Source organism: Kosakonia sp. Marseille-Q7440, assembly GCF_965119485.1.
The window spans coordinates 1,073,780-1,095,288 of the sequence record NZ_CBCPLT010000002.1 but is presented as its reverse complement, the minus strand read 5'-3'; the positions used below and the strand labels follow the sequence as shown (position 1 = coordinate 1,095,288).

At 54.2% G+C, this 21,509-nt stretch carries 22 protein-coding genes; 6 read left to right on the top strand and 16 right to left on the bottom strand.

Translation table 11 applies throughout. The features are described from left to right. Nucleotides 1-59 precede the first annotated feature (59 nt). Both mmuP and mmuM read left to right on the top strand, forming a co-directional pair. Nucleotides 60-1,466: an S-methylmethionine permease gene (gene mmuP, locus ACWPW2_RS18960; RefSeq protein ID WP_305207607.1), complete on the top strand. Its 1,407-nt coding sequence runs from the start codon at nucleotides 60-62 to the stop codon at nucleotides 1,464-1,466. Next, a complete protein-coding gene (gene mmuM, locus ACWPW2_RS18955; RefSeq protein WP_454124716.1) occupies nucleotides 1,453-2,391 on the top strand; it encodes a homocysteine S-methyltransferase in 939 nt (312 codons plus the stop codon). The genes mmuP and mmuM overlap by 14 nt, the downstream gene beginning before the upstream one ends. Before the next feature lie 17 nt (nucleotides 2,392-2,408). Here mmuM and ACWPW2_RS18950 read toward each other — a convergent pair whose 3' ends face one another. The 6 genes from ACWPW2_RS18950 to ACWPW2_RS18925 form a co-directional block, all read right to left on the bottom strand. Further along, nucleotides 2,409-3,023: a hypothetical protein gene (locus ACWPW2_RS18950; RefSeq protein WP_454124714.1), complete on the bottom strand. Its 615-nt coding sequence runs from the start codon at nucleotides 3,021-3,023 to the stop codon at nucleotides 2,409-2,411. An 88-nt stretch (nucleotides 3,024-3,111) separates the two neighbouring features. Further along, nucleotides 3,112-3,546, bottom strand: coding sequence for a hypothetical protein (locus ACWPW2_RS18945; RefSeq protein ID WP_454124712.1), 435 nt, complete (start codon nucleotides 3,544-3,546; stop codon nucleotides 3,112-3,114). Nucleotides 3,547-3,612: 66 nt separating this feature from the next. Next, nucleotides 3,613-4,020: a hypothetical protein gene (locus tag ACWPW2_RS18940; protein ID WP_454124710.1), complete on the bottom strand. Its 408-nt coding sequence runs from the start codon at nucleotides 4,018-4,020 to the stop codon at nucleotides 3,613-3,615. Nucleotides 4,021-4,066: 46 nt separating this feature from the next. Beyond that, nucleotides 4,067-4,315 (bottom strand): DUF7660 family protein, encoded by a 249-nt coding sequence (locus ACWPW2_RS18935; RefSeq protein WP_454124708.1) that lies wholly within the window; start codon nucleotides 4,313-4,315, stop codon nucleotides 4,067-4,069. A 443-nt stretch (nucleotides 4,316-4,758) separates the two neighbouring features. Then, nucleotides 4,759-6,297 carry a methyl-accepting chemotaxis protein gene (locus ACWPW2_RS18930; protein ID WP_454124706.1) on the bottom strand — a complete coding sequence of 513 codons (1,539 nt, stop codon included), beginning with the start codon at nucleotides 6,295-6,297 and terminating at the stop codon, nucleotides 4,759-4,761. 635 nt (nucleotides 6,298-6,932) lie between these two features. Then, nucleotides 6,933-7,838: a LysR substrate-binding domain-containing protein gene (locus tag ACWPW2_RS18925; RefSeq protein ID WP_454124704.1), complete on the bottom strand. Its 906-nt coding sequence runs from the start codon at nucleotides 7,836-7,838 to the stop codon at nucleotides 6,933-6,935. A gap of 135 nt (nucleotides 7,839-7,973) precedes the next feature. On the opposite strand from ACWPW2_RS18925, the gene ACWPW2_RS18920 reads away from it, so the two are divergent. Together ACWPW2_RS18920 and mutS are read left to right on the top strand one after the other, a co-directional pair. After that, entirely contained in the window at nucleotides 7,974-8,915 is a 942-nt protein-coding gene (locus tag ACWPW2_RS18920) for an amidohydrolase family protein (RefSeq protein ID WP_454124702.1), read from the top strand. A gap of 439 nt (nucleotides 8,916-9,354) precedes the next feature. Further along, nucleotides 9,355-11,916 (top strand): DNA mismatch repair protein MutS, encoded by a 2,562-nt coding sequence (gene mutS / locus ACWPW2_RS18915; protein ID WP_454124700.1) that lies wholly within the window; start codon nucleotides 9,355-9,357, stop codon nucleotides 11,914-11,916. A 25-nt stretch (nucleotides 11,917-11,941) separates the two neighbouring features. Here the strand turns inward: mutS and ACWPW2_RS18910 are convergent, their stop codons facing one another. Then, the gene (locus ACWPW2_RS18910) at nucleotides 11,942-12,847 is read right to left on the bottom strand and encodes a LysR family transcriptional regulator (protein ID WP_454124698.1); all 906 of its coding nucleotides are present in this window, start codon (nucleotides 12,845-12,847) and stop codon (nucleotides 11,942-11,944) included. Between the two features lie 108 nt (nucleotides 12,848-12,955). On the opposite strand from ACWPW2_RS18910, the gene ACWPW2_RS18905 reads away from it, so the two are divergent. After that, nucleotides 12,956-14,164, top strand: coding sequence for an MFS transporter (locus ACWPW2_RS18905; RefSeq protein ID WP_454124696.1), 1,209 nt, complete (start codon nucleotides 12,956-12,958; stop codon nucleotides 14,162-14,164). Beyond that, a complete protein-coding gene (locus ACWPW2_RS18900) occupies nucleotides 14,161-14,541 on the top strand; it encodes a DUF4440 domain-containing protein (protein WP_454124694.1) in 381 nt (126 codons plus the stop codon). The genes ACWPW2_RS18905 and ACWPW2_RS18900 overlap by 4 nt, the downstream gene beginning before the upstream one ends. Nucleotides 14,542-14,596: 55 nt before the next feature. On the opposite strand, the gene rpoS is transcribed toward ACWPW2_RS18900, so the two are convergent. The 9 genes from rpoS to ACWPW2_RS18855 all read right to left on the bottom strand — a co-directional run bounded on the left by rpoS (nucleotide 14,597) and on the right by ACWPW2_RS18855 (nucleotide 21,415). Further along, complete coding sequence (rpoS, locus tag ACWPW2_RS18895) at nucleotides 14,597-15,589, bottom strand: RNA polymerase sigma factor RpoS (RefSeq protein WP_023481104.1); 993 nt, start codon at nucleotides 15,587-15,589, stop codon at nucleotides 14,597-14,599. A gap of 126 nt (nucleotides 15,590-15,715) precedes the next feature. After that, complete coding sequence (nlpD, locus tag ACWPW2_RS18890) at nucleotides 15,716-16,804, bottom strand: murein hydrolase activator NlpD (RefSeq protein WP_454125280.1); 1,089 nt, start codon at nucleotides 16,802-16,804, stop codon at nucleotides 15,716-15,718. Between the two features lie 166 nt (nucleotides 16,805-16,970). Further along, nucleotides 16,971-17,597, bottom strand: a complete 627-nt coding sequence (locus tag ACWPW2_RS18885; protein ID WP_279794306.1) for a protein-L-isoaspartate(D-aspartate) O-methyltransferase — start codon at nucleotides 17,595-17,597, stop codon at nucleotides 16,971-16,973. Next, entirely contained in the window at nucleotides 17,591-18,352 is a 762-nt protein-coding gene (surE, locus tag ACWPW2_RS18880) for a 5'/3'-nucleotidase SurE (protein ID WP_454124691.1), read from the bottom strand. Before surE ends, ACWPW2_RS18885 begins: the two co-directional genes overlap by 7 nt. Then, the gene (gene truD, locus ACWPW2_RS18875) at nucleotides 18,333-19,382 is read right to left on the bottom strand and encodes a tRNA pseudouridine(13) synthase TruD (RefSeq protein WP_454124689.1); all 1,050 of its coding nucleotides are present in this window, start codon (nucleotides 19,380-19,382) and stop codon (nucleotides 18,333-18,335) included. Before truD ends, surE begins: the two co-directional genes overlap by 20 nt. Continuing rightward, entirely contained in the window at nucleotides 19,379-19,858 is a 480-nt protein-coding gene (gene ispF / locus ACWPW2_RS18870) for a 2-C-methyl-D-erythritol 2,4-cyclodiphosphate synthase (protein WP_023481125.1), read from the bottom strand. Before ispF ends, truD begins: the two co-directional genes overlap by 4 nt. Then, on the bottom strand, nucleotides 19,858-20,568 hold the full coding sequence (gene ispD, locus ACWPW2_RS18865; RefSeq protein ID WP_454124687.1) for a 2-C-methyl-D-erythritol 4-phosphate cytidylyltransferase: 711 nt from the start codon (nucleotides 20,566-20,568) through the stop codon (nucleotides 19,858-19,860). Before ispD ends, ispF begins: the two co-directional genes overlap by 1 nt. An 18-nt stretch (nucleotides 20,569-20,586) precedes the next feature. Continuing rightward, nucleotides 20,587-20,925: a cell division protein FtsB gene (gene ftsB / locus ACWPW2_RS18860; protein ID WP_023481120.1), complete on the bottom strand. Its 339-nt coding sequence runs from the start codon at nucleotides 20,923-20,925 to the stop codon at nucleotides 20,587-20,589. A 163-nt stretch (nucleotides 20,926-21,088) separates the two neighbouring features. Beyond that, the gene (locus tag ACWPW2_RS18855; protein WP_023481103.1) at nucleotides 21,089-21,415 is read right to left on the bottom strand and encodes a DUF3561 family protein; all 327 of its coding nucleotides are present in this window, start codon (nucleotides 21,413-21,415) and stop codon (nucleotides 21,089-21,091) included. Nucleotides 21,416-21,509 lie beyond the last annotated feature (94 nt).

Sequence of the window (21,509 nt, the reverse complement as noted above, 5' to 3'; positions counted from 1 at the left end):
CAATCACGTTATAAACCCTGAACGCAGATGTTTAGACGTCCATACGTTTAGAGGGTTGTATGCAAAATCAGCAGGATCAGGCGCAGGGGCAGCTTAAGCGCACCATGAAGACCCGCCACTTAATTATGCTGTCGCTGGGCGGCGTGATTGGTACCGGGTTGTTCTTTAATACCGGCTATATCATCTCCACTACCGGCGCGGCCGGCACGCTGCTGGCATATCTGATTGGCGCGCTGGTGGTCTGGCTGGTGATGCAGTGCCTCGGCGAACTCTCCGTGGCGATGCCGGTGACCGGCGCGTTTCATGTCTATGCCGCGCGCTATCTCGGCCCGGCAACCGGCTATACCGTGGCCTGGCTCTACTGGCTCACCTGGACCGTAGCGCTGGGCTCAAGCTTTACCGCCGCCGGGTTCTGCATGCAGTACTGGTTCCCGCATGTTCCGGTCTGGATATGGTGCGTCATCTTCTGCGTGGCGATTTTCGCCCTTAACGTGGTTTCAACGCGCTTTTTCGCCGAGGGCGAGTTCTGGTTCTCGCTGGTAAAGGTGATCACCATCATTGCCTTTATCCTGCTTGGCGGCGCGGCGATCTTTGGCTTTATCCCGATGCAGGATGGCTCCGCCGCTCCCGGTCTTGCCAACATCACCGCCGAAGGGTGGTTCCCGCACGGCGGCCTGCCGATTTTGATGACCATGGTGGCGGTGAACTTTGCCTTCTCCGGCACCGAGCTGATTGGTATTGCCGCAGGCGAAACGCAGAACCCGCAGCAGGTGATCCCGGTCGCTATTCGCGCCACTATCGTGCGTTTAATCCTCTTTTTTATCGGCACCGTGTTTGTGCTGGCGGCGCTGATCCCGATGCAGCAGGCAGGCGTAGAGAAGAGCCCCTTCGTGGTGGTGTTTGAGAAGATTGGCATTCCTTATGCCGCCGATATTTTTAACTTTGTCATCCTGACGGCGATCCTCTCGGCAGCTAACTCGGGGCTGTATGCTTCCGGGCGCATGCTGTGGTCGCTCTCAAATGAGAAGACGCTGCCGCGCTGCTTTATGCGCGTCACCAAAAACGGCGTGCCGCTGACGGCGCTCTCCGTTTCTATGCTGGGTGGAGTGCTGGCGCTGCTCTCCAGCGTTATCGCACCGGATACGGTGTTTGTCGCGCTGTCGGCGATTTCCGGTTTCGCCGTGGTTGCCGTGTGGCTCAGCATCTGCGCGGCGCACTTTGTCTTTCGCCGCCGCCATTTGCAGTCCGGCAAGACACTGGCGGATCTGCACTACCGCGCGCCGTGGTATCCGCTGGTGCCGATCGCCGGTTTCCTGCTCTGCCTGCTGGCGTGTGTCGGCCTGGCGTTCGATCCCGATCAGCGCATTGCGCTCTACTGCGGGCTGCCATTTGTGGCCCTGTGCTATGGTGCTTACTGGCTGACCCATCATGAAAAAGCGAAGGAGAGTGAACATGTCGCGCCCTAATCCCCTGACCGCGCTGCTGGAAAAGCAGCCCTTTATTGTGCTCGACGGCGCGATGGCAACGGAGCTGGAAGCGCGCGGCTGTAACCTTGCAGATAATCTCTGGTCCGCGAAAGTGCTGATGGACGCGCCGGAACTGATCCGCGATGTGCATCTCGACTATTTTCGCGCCGGGGCGCAGGTCGCGATTACCGCCAGCTACCAGGCGACGCCGCTCGGCTTTGCCGCACGCGGCCTGGATGAGGCGCAGTCGCGGGCGCTGATTAGCAAAAGCGTCGAGCTGGCGCAGGCGGCGCGGGATGCCGCGCTGGCGGAAAACCCGCAGGCCGGGCCGCTACTGGTGGCAGGCTCCGTGGGGCCGTATGGCGCGTATCTGGCGGATGGGTCGGAGTATCGCGGCGATTATCAGCGCACCGCTGACGAGTTTACGGATTTCCACCGCCCGCGCATCGAGGCGCTGTTAGCGGCGGGTGCCGATCTGCTGGCCTGCGAAACGCTCCCCTCCTTTGCCGAGATAAAAGCCCTCGCCGCGCTGTTGCAGGCCTGGCCTGACGCGCGGGCGTGGTTCTCTTTTACCCTGCGTGACGCCCAACATTTAAGCGACGGCACGCCGCTCGCAGAGGTGGTGAAGGTGGTGGAAGCGACGCCGCAGATTGTTGCACTCGGCATTAACTGCATTGCGCTTGCTAACACCAACGACGCGCTGGAGCACCTGCATAGCCTGAGCGCGCTGCCGCTGGTGGTCTACCCCAACTCGGGCGAAACCTACGATGCGGTAAGCAAAAGCTGGCACGCGCACGGTGCGGCCTGCGACACGCTGGCCGGGCATCTGCCCGCGTGGCTGGCCTGCGGCGCAAAACTGATTGGCGGCTGCTGTCGCACTACGCCTGCGGATATTGCCGCCCTGCACCACTGCTGCACAAAATAGTCAACCGCCTGCGGCGGCTAGCGTGAACGCCAGCGTTGGTGCCCCCAGCTCAGCGCGCCGTTAACGACAATCCTGCCGCCGCAGGCCGGATAGCCCGGCGGATCGACCGCGACGTTGCGCATTGAAGGAAAGATATCGAAGCGCTGGAATATGGCTGCCAGCCGTTGATGCTCCGGGTTCAGTTCCGGCAGCGAAAACCACACCAGTTCGCCAAGCGAGCGCTCAAGCCACTCTTCAACCTCCCCCTCTTCGCTGACGGGATTGTTCAGCGCCGGGCTTTGCGCCATCGTCTGCAGTCGCGCATAGTGACCGATGCGCCAGCCGCAAAACTCCAGCGTTTCGCCTGCGTAATAAAGCTCGTCGACATATTCGCTCTCGTCGCGGCTTAAGGTCTCCGCTTGCGCCTCGGTCAGGCTATCCAACAGGAAGCGCGCGGCAAGCGTCGGCAAGTGATGCACCACCAGCCCCGGATGCTCGCCACTCCCGCCGCCCAGCACCAGGTTTTGTGGCGTGGCGCTGAAGTCATACGCCCCCCAGCCGCCGTCGCCCTCGATGGTTTCCAGCGGATGGTAGATCGGCAGGTAGCCAAGGGTGCCGATTATTTCGTGATCAAAGCCATCGATGTAGCTCATAAAGATCCTTGTGCGTAATCGTTTTCATTAAATAAATTTAGGCTCATGCTATGAATCATTGCCAACAATATCATGACCGCCACAATATTTATTCTGTTGTTACCAATACGAGTTGGTCTGCTGAGTCATAGCAAAGAATGTTTTTATAATTTGGCACAATAACGCCATTATTTTGTGAGCACCAAAACATATAGTTCCAACCGGGTATCCCCCAGTATGCTGTATCGATATTTTTAAAAGCAAAATCAGCGCTACATATCACGCAAGGTTGCTTCTGTGAATACCAAAAAGCAATGTACTCACCTTCAACGGCCCCGGCAGTAGTTATCCATTTTTTTACTTTCTCACTTTCTAAATCACCATTGTCATCAGAGAGTGAACATAGTGAAGTGCTTATTAGATTTAGCTGGCTAAAATCAATATGACCAGCCGCCCAGGGAAGAGACTCAAGGATTTTAGAAAACGCCATTGATAAAGAATCGTGACTAACTATTGCGCCAAGATTCTTCCACTCGTTTAACACAGTCTGTTCTATAAACCTCATAGGGCTCACTCTCAGCGTTGCAATTTATAATTATAAAATCTGACATTATTCAATAGGCACTAAAAATTCGAAGACAGGGTCTTCCTGGGTTGCCAGAATGTAGTCAGGATGAGGATTTTCAACGACAGGGATAATCAATAAAGGAATAATAAGGTCATGCCGCTTTATCGGCTCAGCAATCCATGCCAGTAAATCTTCTTTATGAGTGACTATGACATTACCAGTAAAAAAAATAACTTTACCTTTACGACGAGGCTCATTATTCATCAAAAGATATTTTTCATGGATGAGTACTTTATTCAGATCGGTAAAGTGAAGGGTACATTTAGATTTATACTGTTTCATAATTTGATAATGCCGAAGGAAATTCTCTTTTGCATCTTCTGGCTCTAATTTTTTAATTTTATTAAGCCTTGAAAAATCATACTCCATATATCCAAAATTATCACTCATGCTCATTCCCCCGTCGATATCAACTAAACACACACAAAATCAGTACCTATTCATATACCCTGGCAGCCATAAGCATATCGTAGAGAACCTTCCAGTTTACGTCTAACGGAACGTCTTGTTTTGTATTGATATAATACTGCTCCATGTCTTCGATCCACTCCTTTAGCGCATCCAAAAAAGAGGGGAGATCCCGATTAGTCCACTCTTCTGGACATGATTTGAGATCCTGGTTGTATAACGTAAGAAAAGCCAGGAAATCTGTTTTTGATTTTATTTCTTTATCGTAAGGAATCATTTTGCTCTCCTGATTTCTATATAAGCGGTAGCGGTGTCTGATACACATTCCATGATCTTCCCTTCCCGTAGTGAATCATTATTAATGACGGAGAGAACAAACTCTTTTTATGAAGATCCATAACGTCCCCTAAAACGTGCTTTCATTAGCGGGGAAAAGATCACTTTTGGAACATAACGCCTTAGTAATGAGTAAGCGAATGATATCACTTCTGGTCATGAGAAACTGCCAATGTCTGTTGCCTTAATGAAGGCAAACCAGGAGGGTGCAGCTCAAAAAGAGCAGGCAAAAAAAAGCCGTTCCTTGGGGAGGGAACGGCAAATACACATCACGGTCAAAGTGAAACCATACATCATTCAGTTTCTATAAGTTTTGCAGAGTAACTATTAAATGTTTTTAAGTGTAAGAGAGTGAAACTCGCGGGCGTCACGATCGCCGCTGACTCAACTGGCCGTGCGATCCAGTTTGAAGACGCTGACCAGATCTTTCATTACTCGCGCCTGTTCATTGAGCATTTCTGAGGCAGCAACGGACTCTTCAACCAGCGAGGCGTTTTGCTGAGTGGTGGTATCGATCTGCCCGATAGCAATGTTGATTTGCTGAACGCCGTCGCTCTGCTCGAGGCTTGCGCGCTCAATCTCTTTTAAAATTTCCGAAACGTTATCAACGTTCAACACCATTTCATCCATCTTACTGTTTACCTGACGCACCATCTCCAGCCCGCGGTTGCTCTGCTGCGTCGAGTTCTCTATCAGCGTGCGGATATCTTTTGATGAGTTCGCCGTTTTTTGCGCGAGGTTACGCACTTCCTGCGCCACGACGGCGAATCCCTTGCCATGTTCGCCAGCGCGGGCCGCTTCGACAGCGGCATTAAGCGCGAGGATATTGGTCTGGAAGGCAATCGAGTCAATCAGGTTAATGATGTCTGACATCTTTTCGGCTGAACTGCTGATGTTATGGATCTCCTCGGTGAGCGAGGTCATCAGCCTGCCATTATCTTTAGCGGCATGGCTTGCCCTTTCAGAGAGCTGCGAGGCGTTAGCGGTATTGTCGCCCGTGTTTTTAACCGTCGATGAAATTTGCTCCATCGAGGCCGCCGTCTGCTCAACCGAACTGGCCTGCTCTTCAGTACGCGCCGAGAGATCACGCGTCCCGGCCATGATCTGCGAAGCGCCGGTGGCGATGTTTTCCGCACCTGAACGGATCTCGGCGACGATCTTTTTCAGTTCCTCCTGCATATTGATAATGGCGCTGGTTAGCAGCCCGGTCTCATCTTTAGAAATGACATTGATCTCATGACCAAGATCGCCCCTGGCAATGCGCTGAGCGGCATCCACGACCTGCCGAATCGGGTTAACGATATTCTTTGCCATCACCATGGCGGTGGTTATGCCAAAGGCAAGGCTGATAAGCGAGGTGATTAACATGGTGAGTTTACTCTGGCTGTAGTCAGTCAGAAAATCGTCATAGGAATCCTGCATCTCATTGCGTTGCAGCTTAATAAATTCGCTAATTTTGCTGATGTACTGCGTCGTGTAATCACGCGTTCTGGCATTGTACTCATCAATGGCCGCATCGGGATTGGATTCAATGATTTCAATGACTTTGCTACGCGATTGAATATACGTGGCACGCGCTTGTTTAATTTGCTCAAGCATCGCTTGTGATTGGTCATCATCCGCTGCTTTGCTCAACTCGGTATATAACGCGCTTATTTTACGGGACTGCTCCGTAAGCTCACTAACCATGTTTCTTTTATTTGTTGGATCTTTTTCAAGCAGCGCGTTAAGCAGTAAAGCACTGGTGTTATTAACCTGACGAATCAGATCGTTTGCCAGCGCGGTTGTCGGATAAACCTCAGTAACAATTTCTGAAATATTCCCTTTCGCTTCGCTGAGACGATAAAGCGCATTACCGGAAATTAAAGCAAGTAATAACAACAATACGCCAAAAGAGATCATGATTTTATTTCTGATACTCATGCCCGTTGTTTTGACTGCGTACGAATCATTTCTCATATTCTTCCCTTAGTAAGTGTGCGGATATACCATTCGAATGAAAGAACGGCACAGGTTATATCGGCGAAGAGGGAAGAGAGTTTATAAATTGATCGTTAAAAACTGTTCAAATCTGACATTCAATAGGCATGAGCTATGGATAATTTCATATTGAAACACTATTTCTAACTATAAGTGTGCTTCTTCATTTTTTTTAACGTTAATAGTCGGCGTTAGTTAAAATTGATGACAGAGAGAAGACTTTCGTTTGCAAAAAATTCGTAAGTCACTGAAAATAAACAGCCAAAATCACATAATAAACTCAATGTAAAGCGTTAACTTATTTTTTGCCAACCCGAAAGGATAGTAGCGTAAATAATTTATTACGCATTTCATGTTTTATAACTAAATTTTTTATACATTGTCACAATAAAAAAACGTCCTTACTCAGACGTTAATCAATAAATTATTTCATAACGATCATTAATATTGAACTGCATCACGCAGAATGGCACAACTAAAAATGAGAGGGCACAGAATAACGCGGTCTTATTCCCGAGTCCCCTTACTTCTTAAAAATCAGGATGGTAAAACAGAAACTTTAATACCTTTTACATAACCTATGAATTTTCATTAAGAAAAGAAATATCCATATCTGACGCGACCCGTAAAAATGAATTTACCACGGGGTTGGATTCATTTTTTCTATAAAACAATTCCATTGTCATTCGGTCCGGAAAATCAATTATTTCCCGACATGTCATCCCGGCCATTTTGATGTTGACTAATGTGCATGGCAATAATGCCAGACCATATCCCGCAGCAGTTAACGTCAGAGTGGCTATTGTATTTTTAGCCTGGCGTGATATTACAGGAGTCGCACCCAGCAATCGTTGCAAAATACTAATTTGTACACTATCGTTTCTTTCGTCGCTATATACGACAAATGCCTGTTCTTTTAGCTGCTCACGTGAAATATATTTATTCACCGCCAGAGGATGGTCTTTTCTCATCCCTACTACCCAGTGCCATGACATGAGGTTTTGTGCAACTAAATGCTCAGACAAATTATTATTAAAATCTGTCGCGAATGATATATCAAGTTCTTCATTCAGAATAGCTTCACAAATTTCCCATGGGGACATTTCTTCTAAATAAACTTCCACATCAGGATAATGTAAGCGGTATTGAAATAGATAATGCGACAACATGCCGCTAAGTGCTGCATTACCAACGTAGCCGATGCGGATCACGCCGATTAATCCTTTCCCTGCCCTCTGAGCCAGTTCCACAGCAGAGTCAGCCTGCCTTAGCGTTTTTATGGCTTCATGGTAAAACAATTCACCTGCTTTCGTTAAAGAGAGCCGCCGACTGTTCCTGATTAATAAAGTGGTACCAATAAGTTCTTCAAGCGCATGTATTTGTTTGGTTAATGCCGGTTGTACAATATGCAATCTCTCAGCCGCTTTACCAAAGTGTTTCTCTTCGACGAGCGCAACGTAATAGCGTAAACGACGGAGCTCCATGCCTTTTCTCCAAATACCAAACGATTACTTAAAGTTATTGTTTGATAATATCAATCTATTTGAGTGATTAAAATGTCACTCTTAATATATTTCAATACGCAGTCCATTTTCCTCCTGACATAAAAGGTAAATATTATGACCTATTCAAATCGTATTGATGTTCATCAGCACGTGGTCCCTCCTTTCTGGGCCGGTGAACTGGCCAAACATGGCGGAGATCCATCCGGATGGAAAAGTCCAGCCTGGTCACCAGAGGATGCTATTAATTTCATGGACGATAATCAGATCGCCACGGGAATTCTCTCTCTTACTGCCCCCAGTATTACTGGATGGCATGGTAAGAGCATGATTGATATGGCGAGAAAGGTTAATGAATATACTGCTGCTCTGGTGCAGAAAATGCCTGGACGTTTTGGTAATTTTATAACCTTACCATTGCCTGATATTAATACCTCGCTGACTGAAATTAATTATGCCTATGATCATTTAGATGCTGATGGTGTGGTGCTGATGACTAACTATCAGGGAATATATTTAGGAGACGAGCGATTCAACTCTGTATGGGATGAATTAAATCGTCGTTCTGCTGTTGTGTTTATCCACCCGGCCAAACCACCGATGGCATCAATACCTGGTATTCCCGGCCCCGTCATTGATTATCCGATGGACACCACCCGGACTGCGATACATATGGTTGTAGAAGGTGTAATGAAGCGTTGTCAAAATATCAAAGTGATCCTTTCTCATGCGGGAGGATTTTTGCCTTACGCTTCATATCGATTTGCTGAGTTATTACCCGGCCTGCACCCGACGCTCAGCAAAGATGAGATGCTTGGGGAGATGAAAAAGTTTTACTTCGACACTGCGTTGTCCAGTAGTCACGTCGCTTTGAAAAGTCTGCTGGCCTTTGCTGAGCCGGGACATATTCTTTACGGTAGCGATTTTCCTTATGCGCCTGCGTCCGTCAGTACTTCATTCGCCCATCAGCTGGATAATTATGAAAACTATACGGGGAACCAGTTAAGAGAAATTAATAATCTCAACGGGCTGAAACTCTTCCCCCGTTTAATGAAATAAATGGCTCACTGCCGCAAAAGCCAGCGGCGGGGGAGACAATGGCGTGGTTACGGCTTTTTAATAATCGCAACGCTTCGCTTGCTGCCTACCAATGGACTAATCCAGGCGGCCGATTTTGACCTGAGGGAGCCTCTCCCTCAGAGGGCTATGTAACGGTAGAAAAAAGAGTTTACCCCGGCAGCGCTACAGGAGGGATGTAAACCACGATTTTCGCCGTTATCAGCTTTATCCTGATCATCTGGCTTCATCATTCCTGTCGCTTTCAATAACACCTTCTCGCACGCTTGTTTTCCTGCCCCACAGAGTCCGTTATCATGCTCCCTACGCCTTCATGAACCGCGATGCAAATTCATGAGTTTCGGTGAGGAAAGTGATAAGCGATGAGAACAACAAACATCACTGACTCATTATTTTTCAAGAAGATGGACATCACTAACTGATGAGTACGACAGACAATCTCGACGCGCACACCCCAATGATGCAGCAATACCTGAAGCTGAAAGCGCAGCATCCGGACATTCTGCTTTTCTATCGTATGGGCGACTTCTATGAGCTCTTTTATGACGATGCGAAACGCGCGTCGCAGCTGATGGATATCTCCCTGACCAAACGCGGTGCCTCCGCCGGGGAGCCAATCCCGATGGCGGGCGTGCCGCATCATGCGGTGGAGAACTACCTGGCAAAACTGGTGAGCCTCGGCGAATCGGTAGCGATTTGCGAGCAGATTGGCGATCCGGCCACCAGCAAAGGGCCGGTGGAGCGCAAGGTCGTACGCATCGTCACGCCGGGCACCATCAGCGATGAAGCGCTGCTGCAGGAGCGCCAGGATAACCTGCTGGCTGCCATCTGGCAGGATAGCAAAGGCTTTGGCTACGCCACGCTGGATATTAGCTCCGGGCGTTTTCGCCTCAGCGAACCCGCCGACCGCGAAACCATGGCCGCTGAATTGCAACGCACCAACCCTGCCGAACTGCTCTATGCGGAAGATTTTGCGGAAACCGCGCTGATTGAAGGCCGCCGCGGTTTGCGCCGCCGCCCGCTGTGGGAGTTCGAAATTGACACCGCCCGCCAGCAGCTCAATATGCAGTTTGGCACCCGCGATTTGGTTGGTTTCGGCGTTGAGAACGCCGCGCGCGGCCTGTGCGCCGCCGGCTGCCTGTTGCAGTACGTCAAAGATACGCAACGTACTGCCCTGCCCCACATCCGCTCTATTACTATGGAGCGTCAGCAGGACACCATTATTATGGATGCCGCGACGCGCCGTAATCTGGAGATCACCCAGAACCTCGCAGGCGGGATTGAAAGCACACTGGCCTCGGTGCTCGACCGCACCGTCACGCCGATGGGCAGCCGCATGCTGAAACGCTGGCTGCACATGCCGGTGCGCGACACGAAAGTGCTTACCGAGCGTCAACAAACCATCAGCGCGCTGCAAGATCGCGCCGCCGAGCTGCAACCAGTGTTGCGTCAGGTGGGCGATCTGGAGCGTATTCTGGCACGTCTGGCGCTGCGTACCGCCCGCCCGCGTGACCTGGCGCGTATGCGCTACGCCTTCCAGCAACTGCCGGAGCTACGCACGCAGCTGGCTGACGTCGACTGCGCACCGGTGCAGGCGCTGCGTGAGAAAATGGGCGAGTTCAGCGAACTGCGCGAACTGCTTGAGCGCGCCATTATTGAAGCCCCGCCAGTGCTGGTACGCGACGGCGGCGTCATTGCCCCCGGCTACCATGCTGAACTGGATGAGTGGCGCAGCCTCGCCGATGGCGCGACGGATTATCTCGACCGGCTGGAGATCCGCGAGCGCGAGCGCCTGGGGCTCGACACCCTGAAAGTGGGCTATAACGCGGTGCACGGCTACTTTATCCAGATCAGCCGTGGGCAGAGCCACCTGGCACCGATCCACTATGTGCGCCGCCAGACGCTGAAAAACGCCGAGCGCTACATCATTCCTGAACTGAAAGAGTATGAAGACAAGGTACTCACCTCGAAAGGCAAAGCGCTGGCGCTGGAAAAGCAACTCTATGAGGAGCTGTTCGACCTGCTGATGCCGCACCTCGGCGACCTGCAACAGAGCGCCGCCGCGCTGGCGGAGCTGGATGTGCTGATCAACCTCGCTGAACGCGCCGACACCCTGAACTACTGCTGCCCGACCTTCAGTGATAAGCCGGGCATCCGCATTAGCGAAGGGCGTCACCCGGTGGTAGAGCAGGTGCTGAAAGAGCCGTTTATCGCCAACCCGCTGAACCTGTCGCCGCAGCGCCGGATGCTGATTATCACCGGCCCGAATATGGGCGGTAAAAGTACCTATATGCGCCAGACCGCGCTGATTACCCTGCTGGCCTATATCGGCAGCTATGTTCCGGCGCAGAAGGTGGAGATTGGCCCGATTGACCGCATCTTCACCCGCGTTGGCGCGGCGGACGATCTGGCGAGCGGGCGGTCGACCTTTATGGTTGAGATGACCGAAACCGCCAACATCCTGCATAACGCCACCGAGAACAGCCTGGTGCTGATGGATGAGATTGGCCGCGGGACGTCGACCTATGACGGCCTGTCGCTGGCGTGGGCCTGTGCGGAGAATCTGGCGAATAAGATCAAAGCGCTGACGCTATTTGCCACCCACTACTTTGAGCTGACGCAGCTGCCAGAGAAGATGGAGGGCGTGGCGAACGTGCACCTCGACGCGATTGAGCATGGCGATACCATCGCCTTTATGCACAGCGTGCAGGATGGCGCGGCGAGCAAGAGCTACGGCCTTGCGGTCGCGGCGCTGGCGGGCGTGCCGAAAGAGGTGATCAAGCGCGCGCGCGGCAAGCTGCGCGAGCTGGAGAGCCTCTCCCCGAGTGCCGCGGGCACACAGATTGACGGCACGCAGATGTCGCTGCTTGCTCCGGCGGAAGAGACCAACCCGGCGGTGGAAGCGCTTGAGAATCTCGATCCGGACAGCCTGACACCACGCCAGGCGCTGGAGTGGATCTACCGCTTAAAAAACCTCGTCTAACAAACGCTGCCGGATGGCGTTAATGTCATCCGGCAACCTCCTCCTGCGCCACCCACTGGCGCAAAAAATCGACCAGTGCGCGCACTTTGGCAGAGAGATGCTGCGTATCGGCATACACCGCGTAAACGCCCTGCGGCGCAAACCTCCACTCCGGCAACAGATGCACCAGCCGCCCTTCAGCCAGCGCGTTTTGCACCAGCCATGCTGGCAGCAGCGCCACGCCACAGCCGGCAAGGGCAAACGACATCAGCGCCTGCGCGCTGTCGGCGAAGATACGCGCGGGCTGCTTTATCTCCAGCGTTTCACTGCTGCCCGCCGCATCAGTGACCTGCCAGCGCAGCGGGGAAGCGAGCCGCTCATGAATAATCCACGGCGCGTGCGCCAGGGCGTGCAGCGTCGTTATCGGGTGCTGGCTGAGCCACTGCGGCGCGGCAACAGGAAGAATATCGAAGCGTGAAATCAGCGCCGCGTGATAGCGGGAGTCGGCCAGTGTGCCGAGGCGAATAGCGACATCGAAACGCTCGCTAATCAGATCCGCATGATGGGACGAAGAGACGTGGCGAATGCGCAGCGCCGGGTGACGCTCGCTGAAAGCCGCCAGCGCCGGGATCACCACCTGCGCGCCATACTCCGGCGTGGTGGTAATACGTAACTCACCGCTGAGTCCGATATGGTTTGCCTGCACCTCATCCTGCAAATTTTCGGCATCCCGTAGCAGCGCAACGCCGCGCTGGTAAAAGAGGCTCCCCGCCTCGGTCAGCGTTAAGCGGCGGGTGGAGCGTAACAGCAGCGCCACGCCCAGCGAATCCTCCAGCTGACGGATATTAAAACTGATCACCGCCTTGGTCTGCCCGAGCGTTGCGGCCGCGGCGGTAAAGCTGCCGGTGTCAACGACGGCGATAAACATGGCGACGCGTTGCAAATTGAGCATCACTTCTCTCGTGATTGTCAAAACAGGTTTGACAGTATATCGCCACCCGCGCCGTTTATCCCCTTTCTGCCAGCGGCTACAGTAGCGCTCCGCACAGAAGGAGGAAAAATGAGGTATCGCAACAAAGTCGCGGTGGTCTATCTGCTCGGCTTTTTTCTCGACTTGATCAATATGTTTATCGCCAGCGTCGCGTTCCCGGCGATGTCAGCGAGCCTGCACGCGTCGGTCTCCGCGCTGGCGTGGGTCAGCAATGGTTATATCGCCGGGTTGACGGTGGCGATCCTCTTCAGCGCACTGCTGACGCGCTTTATCGGTGCGCGGCGGCTCTTTATGCTGTCGCTGTTACTCTTCAGCGCGGCGGGGCTGGCGGCGGGTTTTGCTGGCTCACTGGGCAGCCTGATTGCCTGGCGCGTAGTGCAGGGGTTAGGCGGCGGGTTGCTGATCCCGGTCGGCCAGGCCCTCGCCTGGCAGCAGTTTAAACCTCATGAACGGGCGAAAATCTCCTCTGCGGTGATGCTGGTGGCCTTGCTCGCCCCCGCCTGTTCTCCGGCGGTCGGTGGTCTGCTGGTGGAACTGCTCGGCTGGCGCTGGATCTTCTTCGTCACGCTACCGCTGGCACTGCTGACGCTGCTGCTGGCCGGGTGCTGGCTGAAGGAGGAGGCAAAGCCCGCCGTTTCGCGCCGGCTGCTCGATCTCTCCCTGCTGAAGAACTCACTGCTGCGCTTCGCCATGCTTATTTATCTCTGCGTGCCGGGGATGTTTATTGGCGTCAGCGTGGTGGGGATGTTCTATTTACAGCGCATGGTTGGGCTCACGCCTGCGGTGACCGGCGCGTTAATGGTGCCGTGGTCGCTCGCCTCCGCGCTGGCGATTTCCGTGACCGGCCGCTATTTCAATCGTCTCGGCCCGCGCCCGCTGGTGATAATGGGTGCTCTGTTGCAGGCAGTGGGCATTGTGATGCTGCTGCTTGTTACTCCGTCGACGCCGCTGGCGGTGCTTATCGTCAGCTTCGCGCTGATGGGCGCGGGAGGAAGCCTGTGCAGCAGCACCGCGCAGAGCTGCGCTTTTCTTACCATCAGCCATCAGGCGATGCCGGATGCCAGCGCGCTGTGGAATCTTAACCGCCAGTTGAGCTTTTTTATTGGCGCCACGCTGCTGGCGTTTGTTCTCGGTCTGCTGCAACAGGTGCTGCCGAGCCTCGCCGCCTATCGCGGGACATTTATCCTCGCTGCCATAATTACGCTTTTCCCCCTTTTAGGCGCGCTGCACCTTGATAACCAATACACCCTGCAACAGCTGAAACAGGAGCAACCATGAAGGTTTATACGACGGAAATTATTGATGCCCACATCGCCATTGAAGCGTGGCTGGGGCGCGGCGAAGGCGACTGCGCGGCGCTGATGGCGCGCTTTAGTGACGCGTTCACCATGATTACCCCCGGCGGAGCGACGCTGGATAAGCCTGCGCTGGTCAACTTTTTCCAGGCGCAGCGCGCGGCGCGCGCGGGGCTGAGTATCCGCGTTGAGGATATGGAATTACTGGCAGAGTGGGAAAGCGGCGCAGTGCTGCGCTACCGTGAAACGCAGCAATTGCCGGATCAGGCGGCGCATCAGCGCTGGTCAACGGTGGTGTTTGAGAACGATGGTGGGAAGCTTATGTGGCGGCATCTGCATGAAACGGCGCTTGCTGAGTAGCAGAAAAGAAAAAAGGCCAGTCTTTACGACCGGCCTTTTTGACGAGAAAGGGTGTTTATTCGCGGAACAGCGCTTCGATATTCAGCCCTTGCGTTTGCAGGATTTCGCGCAAACGACGCAGACCTTCAACCTGAATCTGGCGAACACGTTCACGAGTGAGACCAATTTCACGGCCTACATCTTCGAGTGTCGCAGCCTCATAACCCAGCAGACCGAAACGACGTGCCAGCACTTCACGCTGTTTGGCGTTCAGTTCGAACAGCCATTTGACGATGCTCTGTTTCATATCATCGTCTTGCGTGGTGTCTTCCGGGCCGTTGTCTTTTTCATCGGCCAGGATGTCCAGCAGCGCTTTTTCAGAATCACCGCCCAGCGGCGTATCAACTGAGGTAATGCGCTCATTGAGACGCAGCATACGGCTGACATCATCAACAGGTTTATCTAACTGTTCAGCAATCTCTTCTGCGCTCGGTTCGTGGTCCAGTTTATGGGACAACTCACGCGCGGTACGCAGATAGACGTTCAGCTCTTTGACGATGTGAATCGGCAGACGAATGGTGCGGGTTTGGTTCATGATAGCCCGCTCGATGGTCTGACGAATCCACCAGGTCGCGTAAGTTGAGAAACGGAACCCACGTTCTGGGTCAAATTTTTCAACGGCGCGGATCAGCCCCAGGTTGCCCTCTTCAATCAGATCCAGCAGAGCCAGACCACGATTGCTGTATCGACGGGCAATCTTCACCACCAGACGCAGGTTACTCTCGATCATGCGACGGCGGGAGGCAACATCACCTCGTAATGCACGGCGTGCAAAATAAACTTCTTCTTCGGCCGTCAAAAGCGGGGAGTACCCAATTTCCCCAAGATAAAGCTGAGTCGCGTCTAAAACACGCTGTGTTGCACCCTGCGATAACAGCTCTTCTTCAGCCAGGTCATTATCACTGGGTTCCTCTTCTACCAAGACTTTTTCGTCAAAAGCCTCTGTTCCGTTCTCATCAAATTCCGCGTCTTCATTTAGATCATGAACTTTCAGCGTATTCTGACTCATAAAGTGGCTCCTACCCGTGATCCCTGGGCAAAACACCTGACGCATTCTCATTTACCTCCGCTGCAGCGGCATTAGCGCTCACTGCAACGGAATAAGTGAGAATGACCTCACCTGCTTTGCACCGATTTATCGCTGCGGCAAATAACGCAGCGGGTTTACGGATTTCCCCTTGTAACGAATTTCAAAATGCAAGCGTGTAGAGCTGGTTCCGGTGCTACCCATAGTCGCTATTTTTTGCCCCGCCTTCACTTCTTGTTGTTCCCGGACCAGCATTGTGTCGTTATGGGCGTAGGCACTCAGGTAATCATCGTTGTGTTTTATGATGATAAGATTACCGTAACCGCGCAGTGCGTTACCGGCATATACTACGCGTCCATCTGCGGTCGCGATGATAGCCTGTCCTTTACTGCCTGCGATATCGACACCCTTGTTACCACCCTCGGTGGCAGAGAAGTTATCGATAACGTTGCCTTCAGTCGGCCAGCGCCAGGTTGAAATCGGCGAGCTGGTTGTTGTACTGCTGACAGTCGGTTCGGTTGTTGTACTAACGGAAGGTGCCGTAACAGGCGCTGTGACAGGTGTCGCAGGCTTGTTGTTCGGCAACATTTTATTAGCACTTTGTTCACCTGAAGTCTCAGAATACGTAATTGTCGGTTTCGAAGCAACCACCGCGGTTGAATTTTGCGCAGTTTTTGAGACTATTCCTTGTTCCGATGCATCAGCCTGCGTTATTGCATTTCCGCCTGTGATAGGTGTACCAGATGCATTTCCTACCTGCAACGTCTGCCCGACGTTCAAACCATACGGCGCAGCCACGTTGTTGCGCTGTGCCAGGTCACGGAAATCGTTGCCGGTGATCCAGGCAATATAGAAGAGGGTATCGCCGCGTTTTACGGTATAGGTGCTGCCGCCGGTGTAGCTCCCTTTCGGGATATTGCCGTACTTGCGGTTATAGACAATATGGCCATCTACCGTCTGTACCGGCTGCGCATGGACAGGTTGAGACTGCACTGGCTGCACCGGTTGCACGGGTTGAACAGGCTGTACCGGTTGAACTTGCTGCATTTGCGGCGGCTGTGCGTTAGTGCTCATGGCAGGCGGCGGCGTAATGAGCATACCTGAGTTGTCGCTGCCGCTGGCGCTTCCGCCTACGGAGCTGACCGGTGCCGGAGTATTGTTGGAATTTGAACACCCTGCCAGCCAAAGCGAAACCAGTGACAATGCCGCGACACGGCGTACGGTGAATTTCGGGCTTCCCGCGCTCATTTTTCCCCCAATATTATGTAAATTACCAATGACTTAAAGATAACCGCGAAGGTCGACGGCAAATTTGCCCACAATACGCTGTTATGGCCCGAAATACCCAGGATAAATCTGTAACTCAGGCCAGTTCACCGCGTACAAGCGGAACAAAGCGCACGGCTTCAACGGTATCAATAATGAATTCGCTTCCCCGCCGACGAACCCGCTTCAACTGCTGGAGTTCGTCGCCCACGGGCAAAACGAGAATGCCGCCGTCATCCAGCTGCGACATTAGCGCGGCGGGAATTTCAGGCGGAGCGGCTGTCACAATAATAGCGTCAAATGGCGAGCGTGCTTGCCATCCTTGCCAGCCATCACCGTGACGCGTGGAGACATTGTGCAGATCGAGCTGTTTGAGGCGGCGGCGCGCCTGCCATTGCAGCCCTTTAATCCGTTCAACGGAGCAGACATGGTGCACCAGATGGGCGAGGATCGCCGTCTGGTAACCGGAACCGGTGCCAATCTCCAGCACGCGCGAATCGGGCGTCAGCTCGAGCAGCTCGGTCATGCGCGCGACCATATAGGGTTGGGAGATGGTTTGCCCCTGACCAATCGGCAGGGCGACGTTTTCCCACGCTTTGTGTTCAAACGCCTCGTCGATAAATTTCTCGCGCGGCACCCGCGACAGCGCCTCAAGCACCTGTTCATCTTTGATGCCCTGCGCGCGTAACTGATTGAGAAGATCCTGGATGCGTTTGCTTACCATTGCGTATTCACCCCGGCGCGATCCAACCAACCTGATACCACCTCCTGCGCGCTGTAGGCGGTCAAATCCACGTGCAGCGGCGTAACGGAAACATAACCCTCATCAACGGCGGCGAAGTCGGTATCGGGACCGGCATCGCACTTCTCCCCCGGCGGGCCAATCCAGTAAAGGGTGTTGCCGCGTGGATCCTGCTGCGGGATCACCTGGTCAGCAGGATGGCGGCTGCCGCAGCGCGTCACGCGAATGCCTTTGATCTCACTTAGCGGCAGATCCGGCACGTTGATATTCAAAATGCGCCCGGTGCGCAGCGGCTCGCGGCTCAGCCCACGCAGGATCGCGCAGGTGACCGCAGCGGCGGTTTCATAGTGGGTGTGACCATTAAGAGAGACGGCTAACGCCGGAAAGCCGAGGTGGCGGCCCTCCATCGCGGCGGCAACGGTGCCGGAGTAAATAACATCATCGCCGAGGTTCGGCCCGGCGTTGATGCCTGAAACCACCACATCCGGGCGCGGGCGCATTAATGCGTTCACGCCGAGAAAGACGCAGTCCGTCGGCGTGCCCATCTGCACGGCGATGTCGCCGTTATCGAAGTTAAAAGTACGAAGCGAAGATTCGAGCGTCAGCGAATTAGACGCACCGCTGCGGTTACGATCGGGAGCCACGACCTGAACGTCGGCAAACTCCCTAAGAGCACGGGCCAGCGTCTGGATACCCGGCGCGTGGATCCCGTCATCGTTACTCAGCAATATTCGCATAATCACCCGATGTGTTGATAAGTTCCCTGACCACACTGGTGGCAAAACTCCCCGCCGGTAGCCAGAAACGTACCTCGACGGTGGCGTCATCCCACCAGTTCCAGCTGAGCGCCTGCGGATAGAGCAACATCGCACGGCGCGCAGCGTCCACTTTTTCTCTCACCAGCAGCGTCTGTAACTCTGGCGCATCAGCAATCGCTTGCTGCTCAAACTCCAGCGCCGCGTCTTGTGTTCCCCACTCGCCGCGGCCCGGCAGCGGCGCGGTGATCATCAGTGCTTTCGCATCGACGCGCGCCTGTAACTCGTCGCGCTCCTCATTGGTCGCCACGAACCAGCTGCCGCGACCCGCTAATTGTAGCGCATCGCCGACAACAACTTGATTGAAGTCTGGTTTCTTCAGCCGCTCGCTGACCACCTGATTAAACAACGCGCTGCGCGCGGCGGACAACCAAAAACTGCGTTTGTTACGATCGCGAACCGGCGCGTCGCTTTGCGCCCAGCGCAGCGCGCCCTGCAGATTACTGCCGCCGATGCCAAAACGCTGTGCGCCAAAATAGTTGGGCACGCCCTGTTCCGCGATGGCCTTTAAGCGCGATTCAACCTCTGCACGGCTGCTTATTTCCCGCAGCACCAGCGTAAAGGCGTTGCCTTTCAGCGCGCCGAGACGCAGTTTGCGTTTATGGCGGGCATACTCCAGCACTTTGCAGCCTTCGAGCGTGAACTGGCTGAGATCCGGCATACCATTACCCGGTACGCGGGCACAAAGCCACTGTTCCGTAACGGCATGCTTATCTTTCTGACCGGCAAAGCTCACTTCACGCACATGAATTTTAAGGAATTTCGCTAAAGCGTCAGCAACAAAACGCGTATTGCAGCCATTTTTCAGAATTCGTACCAGAATATGCTCACCTTCGCCGTCTGGCTCGAAGCCCAGATCCTCCACCACGACGAAATCTTCCGGGCTGGCCTTCAGGATGCCATTGCCGCCAGGCTTGCCGTGCAGGAAGGTGAGATTATCAAATTCCGTCATTTCGCCGCCTTCACTAACAGCGCCACCGCTTCACAAGCAATGCCTTCGCCGCGCCCGGTGAAACCGAGCTTCTCGGTGGTGGTGGCTTTAACGTTGACGTCATCCATATGGCAACCGAGATCTTCGGCGATAAAGACGCGCATCTGCGGAATATGCGGCAACATCTTCGGTGCCTGGGCGATGATGGTCACATCCACGTTGCCAAGCGTGTAGCCTTTGGCCTGAATGCGTCGCCAGGCTTCGCGCAGCAGTTCGCGACTGTCCGCGCCTTTGAAAGCGGGATCGGTGTCCGGAAAGAGTTTACCAATATCCCCCAGCGCCGCCGCACCGAGCAGCGCATCGGTTAACGCATGCAGGGCGACATCGCCGTCGGAGTGTGCCAGCAGCCCCTTTTCGTAGGGAATGCGCACGCCGCCAATAATAATCGGGCCAGCGCCGCCAAAGGCGTGTACGTCAAAACCGTGTCCAATGCGCATTATGCTTTCTCCTGAAGGTCTGCATGGGTCAGATAAAATTCTGCGAGTCGTAAATCTTCGGGTCGGGTCACTTTAATATTATCCGCACGCCCGGCGACCAGCTCGGGATGATAGCCGCAATACTCCAGCGCCGAGGCTTCATCGGTGATGGTAGCGCCTTCATCTAACGCGCGGGTTAAGCAGTCGTGGAGTAACGCCAGCGGGAAAAACTGCGGCGTCAGGGCGTGCCAGAGATCATTGCGCTCGACGGTGTGAGCGATAGCACTTTTTCCCGGCTCGGCGCGTTTCATGGTGTCGCGCACCGGCGCGGCGAGGATCCCCCCTACCCGACTGGTCTCACGCAGGGCGAGCAGCCGGTTGAGATCGTCCTGGTGCAGGCAGGGGCGCGCGGCGTCATGCACCAGCACCCACGGCGCACCGGCAGCGGCTTTCAGCCCCGCCAGCACCGAGTCGGCACGTTCCGCGCCGCCGTTGACCACAGTAATCTGTGGATGGTTGGCCAGAGGAAGCTGCGCGAAGCGTTCATCGCCCGCGCTGACGGCAATAATCACCCGGCTGACGCACGGGTGGGCGAGCAGCGCGGCGACCGCGTGCTCAAGGATGGTTTTATCGCCGATGGAGAGATACTGCTTTGGACATTCCGTTTGCATGCGGCGGCCGAATCCGGCGGCCGGCACCACGGCACAGACGTCCGGAATGAGTGTTGCCATTCGTTAACCCGGGACTGTTTATGGTCTAGTTTGCGTATTCTGCGTGTTTTGTGTGTTCTGCGCTGAGCCTGCCGCGCGCTTTGACGCGTCCGGCACCAGACGATAGAAGGTTTCGCCCGGTTTCGTCATGGTCAGCTCATTGCGAGCACGCTCCTCGATCGCTTCCTGGCCGCCATTGAGATCGTCAATTTCGGCAAACAGCTGATCGTTGCGCGCTTTTAGTTTTGCGTTTGTCGCCTGCTGAGCCGCCACATCTTCGCTGACGCGGCCGTAGTCGTGCAGACCATTTTTGCCGAACCACAGCGAGTATTGCAGCCAGACCAGCAAAGCCAGCAAAAGCAGCGTTAATTTACCCATCCTGCCCCCTGAAAAACGGCATCATCATCCCATAACTTTTCGTCAGACTCCACTTCGGGGCCGGGTGATACCGCGCAAGCGCCAGACTTTATCATAAATGTTGAGCAATCCGAACCCGGACACATTGCCTTAACAGGCGTTACACCTTGAAGTATGGCGCGCCTTAGCCCACCAGCCAGAGGAAAAGGAGGCCGAACATCGCCGCCACGCTGAGCAGCGTCGCCACACAGCTGTAGCGCAGCCTACCGTCGAGCAGCGAATGCAGGGCAATTCCCACCACCACCGAGACCGGCATCAGGGCGAGAAAAAAGGGCCAGGTATAGAGGAGAAAAAAGAGCGTATTGGAGCCGTATAAAAGAAAAGGGATTGCCAGCGCCAGCAGCCATGCGACAAAGCCCACAATGGCACCCGGAAGCGACCATGTGGGTTCGTCGGCGGTCGGGGGAAGAGACGATGACCGCGGGAGGGTAATGTTGTGACTGTTACGCATATCTGATCCTGTTGCCTGCACGACCGGTAAACGCGATACACACCTGTTCAGACGGCGCGAAAAGCAAACTCGCTAAAGCCTGAAGAGTGGGTGT

Excerpts from the sequence above, each read along its gene's own strand:
- mmuP (WP_305207607.1), top strand. The coding sequence starts at position 60 with ATGCAAAATCAGCAGGATCAGGCGCAGGGGCAGCTTAAGCGCACCATG.
- mmuM (WP_454124716.1), top strand. The coding sequence starts at position 1,453 with ATGTCGCGCCCTAATCCCCTGACCGCGCTGCTGGAAAAGCAGCCCTTT.
- ACWPW2_RS18950 (WP_454124714.1), bottom strand. The coding sequence starts at position 3,023 with ATGAGCTACATCGATGGCTTTGATCACGAAATAATCGGCACCCTTGGC.
- ACWPW2_RS18940 (WP_454124710.1), bottom strand. The coding sequence starts at position 4,020 with ATGAGTGATAATTTTGGATATATGGAGTATGATTTTTCAAGGCTTAAT.
- ACWPW2_RS18935 (WP_454124708.1), bottom strand. The coding sequence starts at position 4,315 with ATGATTCCTTACGATAAAGAAATAAAATCAAAAACAGATTTCCTGGCT.
- ACWPW2_RS18930 (WP_454124706.1), bottom strand. The coding sequence starts at position 6,297 with ATGAGTATCAGAAATAAAATCATGATCTCTTTTGGCGTATTGTTGTTA.
- ACWPW2_RS18925 (WP_454124704.1), bottom strand. The coding sequence starts at position 7,838 with ATGGAGCTCCGTCGTTTACGCTATTACGTTGCGCTCGTCGAAGAGAAA.
- ACWPW2_RS18920 (WP_454124702.1), top strand. The coding sequence starts at position 7,974 with ATGACCTATTCAAATCGTATTGATGTTCATCAGCACGTGGTCCCTCCT.
- mutS (WP_454124700.1), top strand. The coding sequence starts at position 9,355 with ATGAGTACGACAGACAATCTCGACGCGCACACCCCAATGATGCAGCAA.
- ACWPW2_RS18910 (WP_454124698.1), bottom strand. The coding sequence starts at position 12,847 with ATGCTCAATTTGCAACGCGTCGCCATGTTTATCGCCGTCGTTGACACC.
- ACWPW2_RS18905 (WP_454124696.1), top strand. The coding sequence starts at position 12,956 with ATGAGGTATCGCAACAAAGTCGCGGTGGTCTATCTGCTCGGCTTTTTT.
- ACWPW2_RS18900 (WP_454124694.1), top strand. The coding sequence starts at position 14,161 with ATGAAGGTTTATACGACGGAAATTATTGATGCCCACATCGCCATTGAA.
- rpoS (WP_023481104.1), bottom strand. The coding sequence starts at position 15,589 with ATGAGTCAGAATACGCTGAAAGTTCATGATCTAAATGAAGACGCGGAA.
- ACWPW2_RS18885 (WP_279794306.1), bottom strand. The coding sequence starts at position 17,597 with ATGGTAAGCAAACGCATCCAGGATCTTCTCAATCAGTTACGCGCGCAG.
- surE (WP_454124691.1), bottom strand. The coding sequence starts at position 18,352 with ATGCGAATATTGCTGAGTAACGATGACGGGATCCACGCGCCGGGTATC.
- truD (WP_454124689.1), bottom strand. The coding sequence starts at position 19,382 with ATGACGGAATTTGATAATCTCACCTTCCTGCACGGCAAGCCTGGCGGC.
- ispF (WP_023481125.1), bottom strand. The coding sequence starts at position 19,858 with ATGCGCATTGGACACGGTTTTGACGTACACGCCTTTGGCGGCGCTGGC.
- ispD (WP_454124687.1), bottom strand. The coding sequence starts at position 20,568 with ATGGCAACACTCATTCCGGACGTCTGTGCCGTGGTGCCGGCCGCCGGA.
- ftsB (WP_023481120.1), bottom strand. The coding sequence starts at position 20,925 with ATGGGTAAATTAACGCTGCTTTTGCTGGCTTTGCTGGTCTGGCTGCAA.
- ACWPW2_RS18855 (WP_023481103.1), bottom strand. The coding sequence starts at position 21,415 with ATGCGTAACAGTCACAACATTACCCTCCCGCGGTCATCGTCTCTTCCC.